10 protein-coding genes and 1 tRNA gene are annotated in these 7584 nt (G+C 71.5%); 4 read left to right on the top strand and 7 right to left on the bottom strand.

The features are described from left to right. The 5 genes from RT91_RS18555 to RT91_RS18575 all read right to left on the bottom strand — a co-directional run. On the bottom strand, positions 1 to 535 hold a 535-nt coding region (locus tag RT91_RS18555), incomplete at its 3' end, for a MarC family protein (protein ID WP_035189146.1). After that, positions 529 to 1119 carry a molybdenum cofactor guanylyltransferase MobA gene (gene mobA, locus RT91_RS18560; protein ID WP_035189149.1) on the bottom strand — a complete coding sequence of 197 codons (591 nt, stop codon included), beginning with the start codon at positions 1117 to 1119 and terminating at the stop codon, positions 529 to 531. The genes mobA and RT91_RS18555, both read right to left, overlap by 7 nt. 25 nt (positions 1120 to 1144) lie before the next feature. Further along, positions 1145 to 1220 (bottom strand) — tRNA-His (locus RT91_RS18565). 58 nt (positions 1221 to 1278) lie between these two features. Further along, on the bottom strand, positions 1279 to 2322 hold the full coding sequence (locus RT91_RS18570; protein ID WP_007423747.1) for an aspartate-semialdehyde dehydrogenase: 1044 nt from the start codon (positions 2320 to 2322) through the stop codon (positions 1279 to 1281). A gap of 76 nt (positions 2323 to 2398) precedes the next feature. Next, positions 2399 to 3346: an isoaspartyl peptidase/L-asparaginase family protein gene (locus RT91_RS18575; RefSeq protein WP_035189151.1), complete on the bottom strand. Its 948-nt coding sequence runs from the start codon at positions 3344 to 3346 to the stop codon at positions 2399 to 2401. An 89-nt stretch (positions 3347 to 3435) separates the two neighbouring features. On the opposite strand from RT91_RS18575, the gene paaG reads away from it, so the two are divergent. Next, on the top strand, positions 3436 to 4230 hold the full coding sequence (gene paaG, locus RT91_RS18580; RefSeq protein WP_035189153.1) for a 2-(1,2-epoxy-1,2-dihydrophenyl)acetyl-CoA isomerase PaaG: 795 nt from the start codon (positions 3436 to 3438) through the stop codon (positions 4228 to 4230). Here paaG and RT91_RS22150 read toward each other — a convergent pair. Together RT91_RS22150 and RT91_RS22045 are read right to left on the bottom strand one after the other, a co-directional pair. Continuing rightward, entirely contained in the window at positions 4202 to 5422 is a 1221-nt protein-coding gene (locus RT91_RS22150; RefSeq protein ID WP_275470333.1) for an MFS transporter, read from the bottom strand. The genes paaG and RT91_RS22150 overlap by 29 nt on opposite strands. Continuing rightward, positions 5419 to 5712, bottom strand: a complete 294-nt coding sequence (locus RT91_RS22045; RefSeq protein WP_007423540.1) for a BolA family transcriptional regulator — start codon at positions 5710 to 5712, stop codon at positions 5419 to 5421. The genes RT91_RS22150 and RT91_RS22045 overlap by 4 nt, the downstream gene beginning before the upstream one ends. Before the next feature lie 74 nt (positions 5713 to 5786). On the opposite strand from RT91_RS22045, the gene RT91_RS18595 reads away from it, so the two are divergent. The 3 genes from RT91_RS18595 to RT91_RS20935 all read left to right on the top strand — a co-directional run. Beyond that, positions 5787 to 6377 (top strand): J domain-containing protein, encoded by a 591-nt coding sequence (locus RT91_RS18595; RefSeq protein WP_013640163.1) that lies wholly within the window; start codon positions 5787 to 5789, stop codon positions 6375 to 6377. A gap of 62 nt (positions 6378 to 6439) precedes the next feature. Continuing rightward, entirely contained in the window at positions 6440 to 7456 is a 1017-nt protein-coding gene (gene cobS / locus RT91_RS18600; protein WP_007423827.1) for a cobaltochelatase subunit CobS, read from the top strand. Next, the coding region (locus tag RT91_RS20935; protein WP_152982873.1) for a hypothetical protein at positions 7456 to 7584 on the top strand (129 nt) is incomplete at its 3' end. The genes cobS and RT91_RS20935, both read left to right, overlap by 1 nt.

A 7584-nucleotide genomic window follows, 5' to 3' on the forward strand; every position in this document is an offset into this window, starting at 1 on the left:
CCCCCATCAGCCGCGCGAGCCGCCGCGCGCCCAGCATCGAAACCAGGGTCGCCGCGATCATCGCCGCCAGCGCCAGCGCGTTGGCGAGCACCGCCCCCGGCTGCCCGCCCGCCTTGGCGTGCAGCAGCACCATCGTGGTCATCCCGCCCGGCCCGGCGATCAGCGGAATCGCCAGCGGAAACACGCTGATATCCTCGGTCGACTCGCTCGCCGCACTGCGCTCCTCGCTGCTCGCCCGCAGCTCGCCCTTCGCCGTCACCATGTCCTTGGCCGAGAGGAACAGCAGCGCCCCGCCGGCGATCTGCAAGGCCGGAATCCCGATCCCGAGCAGCCGCAGCAGCTTTTCCCCCGCGAGGCCGAACACCAGCAGCACGAGGAAGCTGATCGCCGAGGCCCGCTTGGCGATCGTCCGCCGCTTCGCCGCGTCGTCATGCGTGGTGAGCGCCGCGAAGATGATCGCGGTGCCGACCGGATCGATGATGACGAACAGCGCCACCGCGGCATAGAGGAAATCGGCGATGAACGCGTTCAGCACCGCCCCGCCTCCGCCGCGTCGAGATCGGCCTGCGTGTTGATGTTGACGAACGGGTCGCGCTCATCCGCGAACGCCACCGCGCGCATCCCGATCTCCGCCGCGAAGCCCGACACCCGGTATGGTCCCTTCCCGTCGAGGAAGCGCTCCAGCGCGTCCGCCGCCGCCACCGGCCAGAGTGCGACGAGATGATGCGTCCGCCCGTGCGAGGCCGCCACCGCGGGTGCCGCGCCAAGCCGGGCCGCAAGGTCGCGCGGCGCGAAGGGCGTGTCCACCGGCAGGCTCAGCAGCGTCTCGCCGCCTGAAGCCGCCGCCCAGCGCATCCCGGCGAGCACCCCGGCCAGCGGCCCCTTGCCGCGATGCCGCCCGTCCTCCAGCACCGGAATCCCGAACCGCGCGAAACGCGCCGCATCGCCCGCCGCGCTGAGTGCCACGGCGCCGACCTGTCCCGAAACCGTTGCGATGGCGTGATCGAGCATCGTCCGTCCGTGCAGGATCAGCAGCGCCTTGTCCACCCCGCCGAGCCGCCGCCCGGCGCCGCCGGCCAGGATCACCGCCCGGAGATGAGAACCCGATGGATCTGCCATGAGGGAATTGCGAGGGGCAAAAAGATGGGGCGAACGATGGGGCTCGAACCCACGACATCCAGGACCACAACCTGGCGCTCTACCAGCTGAGCTACGTCCGCCGACGGACGGGGGTTTAGGCCGATCGACGCGGTCTCGTCAATCGGCCTTCCCGGATAATCAGGCGGCCTTCCTGCCGATCAGTCCGCGCTTGACGATCGTCTCGGCGATCTGCACCGCGTTCAGCGCCGCGCCCTTGCGCAGATTGTCCGAAACGCACCAGAAGCCGAGCCCGTGCGGCACCGTGGGATCGACCCGCAACCGCGACACATAGACGGCATCCTCGCCCTGGCATTCCAGCGGGGTGACGTAGCCGCCATCCTCGCGCTCGTCGAACAGCGTCACGCCCGGGGCCGCGCGCAGCGCCGCCCGTGCCGCTTCCAGCGGCGCCGGGTTGGCGAACTCGACATGCACCGCCTCGCCATGGCCGATGAACACCGGCACCCGCACGCAGGTCGCGAACACCGCGATATCGGGGTCGAGGATCTTGCGGGTCTCGACCGTCATCTTCCACTCTTCCTTGGTCGCCCCGTCCTTCATGAACACGTCGATATGCGGGATCACGTTGAAGGCGATCGGCTTGGTGAAGACTTCCGGCTTCGTCGTCTCGTGGACATAGGTGGCCTTGGTCGCGCGCTCCAGCTCGTCCATGCCCTCCTTGCCCGCGCCGGAGACCGACTGGTAGGTCGCCACCGACACGCGGCGGATGCCGAACTTCTCGTGCAGCGGCTTCAGCGCCACCACCATCTGGATCGTCGAGCAGTTCGGATTGGCGATGATCCGCCGCCAGTCCGGCTTCGCCATGAAGGCTTCCAGCGCGTGGGTGTTCACCTCCGGCACCACCAGCGGCACGTCCGGCTCCATGCGGAAATGGCTGGTATTGTCGATCACGATGCACCCCGCCTCGGCCGCGCGCGGCGCGTGCACCGCCGAGATCGAGGCGCCCGGCGAGAACAGGCCGAAATCCACCCCGCGGAAATCGAAGGTCTCCAGGTTCTTCACGGTGAGGATCGCCTCGTCGCCGAAGCTCACCTGCTGCCCCGCCGAGCGCGGGGAGGCGAGGGCGATCACCTCGGAGGCGGGAAAGTTCCGCTCCGCGAGCGTCTTGAGCATCTCGCGCCCGACCGCCCCGGTGGCCCCGACAACTGCAACTTTATACGCCATCTGCCTTCATCCTCATCCAATTCAGCTGCACGAGCTAGCGTCCCGCCCGGCAAGGTGCAAGGGAAATGCCCGCACCTCACAACGGAACGGCGCGAAATTCCTCGCGGTGGATCGCCGTGCGCAGCATCCGGTCGCCGCCGATCATGCCGCGATACATGCCCGACGAATTGAACGGCATCACCGGGTCGCCGGCGGCGCCGAGCGCGATCAGCCCGCCATCGCCGCCGCGCGGCGCGAGCTCGGCGATCACGTCCGCCGCCGCCTTCGCCAGGCTCTCGCCCTTGTAGCGCAGCCGCGCCGCGATGTCGGCGGCGGCGGTATAGCGGATGAACACCTCGCCCGTCCCGGTGCAGCTCACCGCGCAGGTCTCGTCATCGGCGAAGGTGCCGGCGCCGAACACCGGCGTGTCGCCCACCCGCCCGGCGCGCTTGGCGGTGATCCCGCCGGTCGAGGTCGCCGCGGCGAGATGCCCGTGCCCGTCCCGCGCCACCGCCCCCACCGTGCCGTGCCGGTCGGCGTCCGAGCGCGTGTCCGGCGCGCCCGAGGCCCGGCGCGCCAGCTCCATCTCCAGCGCCGCCCGCCGGTTAGGCGTCTCGAAATAGGCCTCGGTCTCGAATTCCAGCCCCGCCGCCCGCGCCACCGCCAGCGCGCCGTCGCCGATCATCAGCACATGCGGCGTCGTCTCCATCACCGCCCGGGCCGCCAGCACCGGGTTCACCGGCCCGCAGATCCCGGCCACCGCCCCCGCCGCGCGATCCGCCCCGTTCATGATCGCGGCGTCCATCTCCAGCGTGCCGGCATCGGTCAGCACCGCCCCGCGCCCGGCATTGAACAGCGGATCGTCCTCCAGCACCACCACCGCCGCCGCCACCGCGTCCAGCGCCGAGCCGCCCTCGCTCAGCACGTCCCAGCCCGCGCGCAGCGCCCGCCGCAGCCCCTCGTGCCGCGCCTCCGCCATCTCCGGCGTCATGTCCGCCGCCCGCATCGTGCCCGCCCCGCCATGGATCGCGATCGAGATGCTCATTTCGTCTCCTTATTGCCGTAAGCGTCAGTTCTCGCCATACTCGGCGCACCGGCGCACACTAGTCGCCCGGAACGCAGGGAGGAACAGGAATGGCGGCAGAGCTGATCGTGGAAAGCGTCGGAGCGGTGCGGGTGCTGAAGCTCAACCGGCCCGACCGTCTGAACGCGCTGAACGAGGCGGTGCACGAGGCGCTCGCCGCCGCCTTCGCCGCCATCGAGGCGGACGATTCGGTCCGCGCCGTGCTGCTGACCGGCGAGGGCAGGGGGTTCTGCGCCGGCGCCGATCTCAACCAGTCCCTCGGCGGCGGCCCGCGCGATCTCGGCGCCTCGATCGACCGGCACTACAATCCGCTGGTCCGCCGCATGCGCGCCCTGCCGAAGCCGATCGTCGCCGCGGTCAACGGCGTCGCCGCCGGCGCGGGCGCCAATCTCGCCCTCGCGGCGGATATCGTGCTCGCCTGCGAGTCGGCGAATTTCACCCAGGCCTTCATCCGCATCGGCCTGATCCCGGATGCCGGCGGCACCCATTTCCTCCCCCGCGCGGTGGGCGATGCCCGCGCCCGCGGCCTCGCCATGCTGGGCGAGACCATCACCGCCCGCCAGGCCGCCGACTGGGGCCTGATCTGGCGCTGCCTGCCCGACGAGGGCTTCCTCGCCGCCGCCCTCGCGGTCGCGGCCGATCTCGCCTCCCGCCCGACCCAGGCGCTCGCCGCGATGAAGGCGGCCTTCAACGCCGCCGGCGCCAACGGGCTCGACGCCCAGCTCGATCTCGAGCGCGACCTGCAACGCCGCATGGGCCGCACGCCGGACTTCGCCGAGGGTGTGACCGCCTTCCGCGAGAAGCGCCCGGCGAACTTTACCGGCGCGCCGCCAGCGCGAGACTGAGCGCGATCGCCCCGAGCCCCGCGAACAGCGCGCGGGGCCCGGCCCCCGCGTGCAGCAGCGCGGTCAGGATCAGGCTCGCCGCGACCATCCCGGCGGCGGAGAGAATGTTCGTCCCCGCCACCGCCCGGGCCCGCGCCTCCGCCGGCGCCCAGGCCTGCACCGCGGCGAAGCTCGGCACCGCGATCACCCCGCCGCCGAGGGCGACGACGAACAGCAGCGCCAGCGTCACCCCGAACCGGTCGGCCGCCGTCAGCGCCCCCAGCGCCAGCGCCGCGATGCCGACGGCGACCGTCCCGCCCCATGCCGGCGCCAGCGCGATCCGCCCGCGCAGCCGCGAAGCCGCGAGAAAACTCCCCGCGCCGATGCCGAGCGAGAACACCGTCAGCCCCAGCGTCACCGCGCCCGGCCCGCGCCCCAGCGTCGTCCGCGTCAGCACCGGCAGCAGCGTCATGCAGGTGATCCCGGCGAACCAGAACCAGGCGTTGACCAGCGCCGCCCGCCACAGCGGCGCCGCGCCGCGCAGCGTGCGCAGCAGATCCGCCGAGGCCGCCACCGGGCTCGCCGAGAGTTTCAGCCCCGGCCGCGCCGCCCCCGGCCGGGGGATCAGCGCCGCGGCGCCGAAGGCGAGCAGGGCGAACCCCATCACCACGGCGCCGAGCAGCCAGGGCTCCCGCGCGCCGAGCAGCCCGCCCAGCGCGGTCCCCGCCAGGATCGCGAGGAAGGTCGCGAAATCCACCATCGCGTTGGCGAGCGGCAGCCGCGCGGTCTCCAGCAGGTCGGGCAGCAGCCCGTATTTCACCGGCCCGAACAGCGCCGCCAGCACCCCGAAGGCGAGCAGGGCCGCGAACAGCACCGGCACCGAGCCGGCGAGAAACCCCGCCACCGCCAGCCCCGCCGCACCGATCTCGACCCCCTTGACCACGGTCGCGACCCGCGCCTTGTCGAACCGGTCCGCCAGCTCGCCGGCAATCCCCGAGCACAGCAGGAACGGCAGGATGAACACCCCGCCCGCCAGCGCCACCAGTGCTGTGCTCTCCTTCGCGCGGTAGAGGATCAGCACCACCAGCGCGGTCTTGAGGAAATTGTCGTTGAAGGCGGCGAAGGCCTGGCACCAGAACAGCGGCGCGAAGCGCCGGTCCAGCAGCAGCGCGCCGGATGTCGCGCCCGAAGGCGTGCGGGCGTTCGCGCTCAGGCTTCGTCCGGCGTCTTGAGGTCGAGGCTGAGCGCGTGCAGCCCGGTCTCGAACTCGGCCTTCAGCGCCTCGTTCACCGCCCGCTGCCGCGCCACCCGGTTCATCCCCCGGAACGCCTCGGCCACCATCTTCAGCCGGTAATGCGTCTCGCCCGCCTCCGGCGCGTGTCCCGGCCCGGTCATCCGGCCGATATGGCTGGCGTGTTTCGCGCTGTCGTCCTTCAGCTCGAGCAGGCCGGGCGCGAAGCGTTCCGCGAGGATCGCGCGGATTCTGTCGGATCGTGATGTCATGGGTGGATTGTGCGCCGCCGCCCCCCGGTTGCCAAGACGCCGGCAAAGGGCAAATTAGGGAACATGACGAGACTATGCCCATGACCCGGACCACCCGCCGCGTGCGCGCCTTCGCGCCCGACCCGGATGCCCCGGGCCGCGCCTGCGACATGCCCGACTGCGACAAGCAAGGCGAATACCGCGCCCCCCGCTCGCGCGAGCACCTGCGCGACTGGCACTGGTTCTGCCTCGAGCATGTCCGCGCCTACAATGCCGGCTGGGACTACTACAAGGGCATGAGCCCCGGCGAGATCGAGGCGCATCTGCGCGCCGACACCGCCTGGCAGCGCCCCACCTGGCCGCTCGGCCGCGCCGGCGCCGTCGGCGAGGCGGTGGAGGCCGAGCTCGCCGCCTTTTCCGGCCTCGGCCGCGCCCGCCGTCCCGAGCCCGAGCGCGCCCCGCCCGAGCTGCGCGAGGCGCTGGACGTGCTCGGCCTCGCCTGGCCGGTCACCCGCGAGGCGGTGCGCGCCCGCTACAAGGAGCTGGCCAAGCGCCACCACCCGGACGCCAATGGCGGCGACCGCAGCGCCGAGGAACGGCTGAAGACGATCAACCTCGCCTACGCGACGCTGCGCGCCCGCCTGCCGGCCGCCGAGGGTCAGCCCCGCGCCGCCGCCGGCGCCTGATCCCTTGCGCGCCGCGCCATGCCGAGTACTCTGACGACAAGAGACCTGAGGATGATGGATCGATGAACAATCTCGCTGCAATCGCCGAAACCCGCGGCACGCCGACCTCGGCGATCAACCTGCCGGACCGCACCGTCTCGGCGCGCGAGGTCTTCGGCATCGAGTGCGGCTTCGAGATCCCCGCCTTCTCCGAGCGCACCGAGCACGTCCCCGAGATCGACGCGACCTACCGCTTCGACCCGGAGACGACCATCGCCATCCTCGCCGGCTTCGCCCTCAACCGCCGGGTGATGATCCAGGGCTATCACGGCACCGGCAAGTCGACGCATATCGAGCAGGTCGCCGCCCGCCTCAACTGGCCCTGCATCCGCGTCAATCTCGACAGCCACATCTCCCGCATCGACCTCGTCGGCAAGGACGCGATCGTGCTGAAGGACGGCAAGCAGGTCACCGAATTCCGCGAGGGCCTGCTGCCCTGGGCGCTGCAGCACCCCTGCGCGCTGGTGTTCGACGAATACGACGCCGGCCGGCCGGACGTGATGTTCGTCATCCAGCGCGTGCTGGAGGTCGAGGGCAAGCTCACCCTGCTCGACCAGAACCGCGTCATCCGCCCACACCCGGCCTTCCGCCTCTTCGCCACCGCCAACACGGTCGGCCTCGGCGACACCACCGGCCTCTATCACGGCACCCAGCAGATCAACCAGGGCCAGATGGACCGCTGGAACATCGTCGCCACGCTGAACTACCTGCCGCACGGCCAGGAAGTCTCCATCGTCATGGCCAAGCTCGGCATCACCGAGGCGGACGCGGCGGAGAAGAAGCGGATCGAGAGCATGGTCGCCCTGGCCGATCTCACCCGCGCCGGCTTCATCAACGGCGACATCTCCACCGTGATGTCCCCGCGCACCGTCATCACCTGGGCCGAGAACGCCCGCATCTTCAACGATGTCGGCTTCGCCTTCCGCCTCACCTTCCTCAACAAGTGCGACGAGGCCGAGCGCGCCACCGTGGCCGAATACTACCAGCGCTGCTTCAACGCGGAGGTTGAAACCGGCGTGCATCCCCGCCGCGGCGCCTGATGCCGGCCGAACCCTCCCGCAGCGAGGAATTCAAGCGCGCCACCGCCGGCGCCGTCCGCGCCATCGCCGGGTCGGACGAGGTGCAGGTCGCCTACCAGCCGGGGGCGGCGGGCCTCGCCGGCAAGCGC

Source organism: Acidiphilium sp. JA12-A1 (assembly GCF_000724705.2).
Taxonomy (GTDB): Bacteria; Pseudomonadota; Alphaproteobacteria; order Acetobacterales; family Acetobacteraceae; genus Acidiphilium; species Acidiphilium multivorum.

Bases quoted from the DNA above. Each gene is read 5' to 3' on its own strand.
- mobA (WP_035189149.1), bottom strand. From the start codon at position 1,119: ATGGCAGATCCATCGGGTTCTCATCTCCGGGCGGTGATCCTGGCCGGC.
- RT91_RS18570 (WP_007423747.1), bottom strand. From the start codon at position 2,322: ATGGCGTATAAAGTTGCAGTTGTCGGGGCCACCGGGGCGGTCGGGCGC.
- RT91_RS18575 (WP_035189151.1), bottom strand. From the start codon at position 3,346: ATGAGCATCTCGATCGCGATCCATGGCGGGGCGGGCACGATGCGGGCG.
- paaG (WP_035189153.1), top strand. From the start codon at position 3,436: ATGGCGGCAGAGCTGATCGTGGAAAGCGTCGGAGCGGTGCGGGTGCTG.
- RT91_RS22045 (WP_007423540.1), bottom strand. From the start codon at position 5,712: ATGACATCACGATCCGACAGAATCCGCGCGATCCTCGCGGAACGCTTC.
- RT91_RS18595 (WP_013640163.1), top strand. From the start codon at position 5,787: ATGCCCATGACCCGGACCACCCGCCGCGTGCGCGCCTTCGCGCCCGAC.
- cobS (WP_007423827.1), top strand. From the start codon at position 6,440: ATGAACAATCTCGCTGCAATCGCCGAAACCCGCGGCACGCCGACCTCG.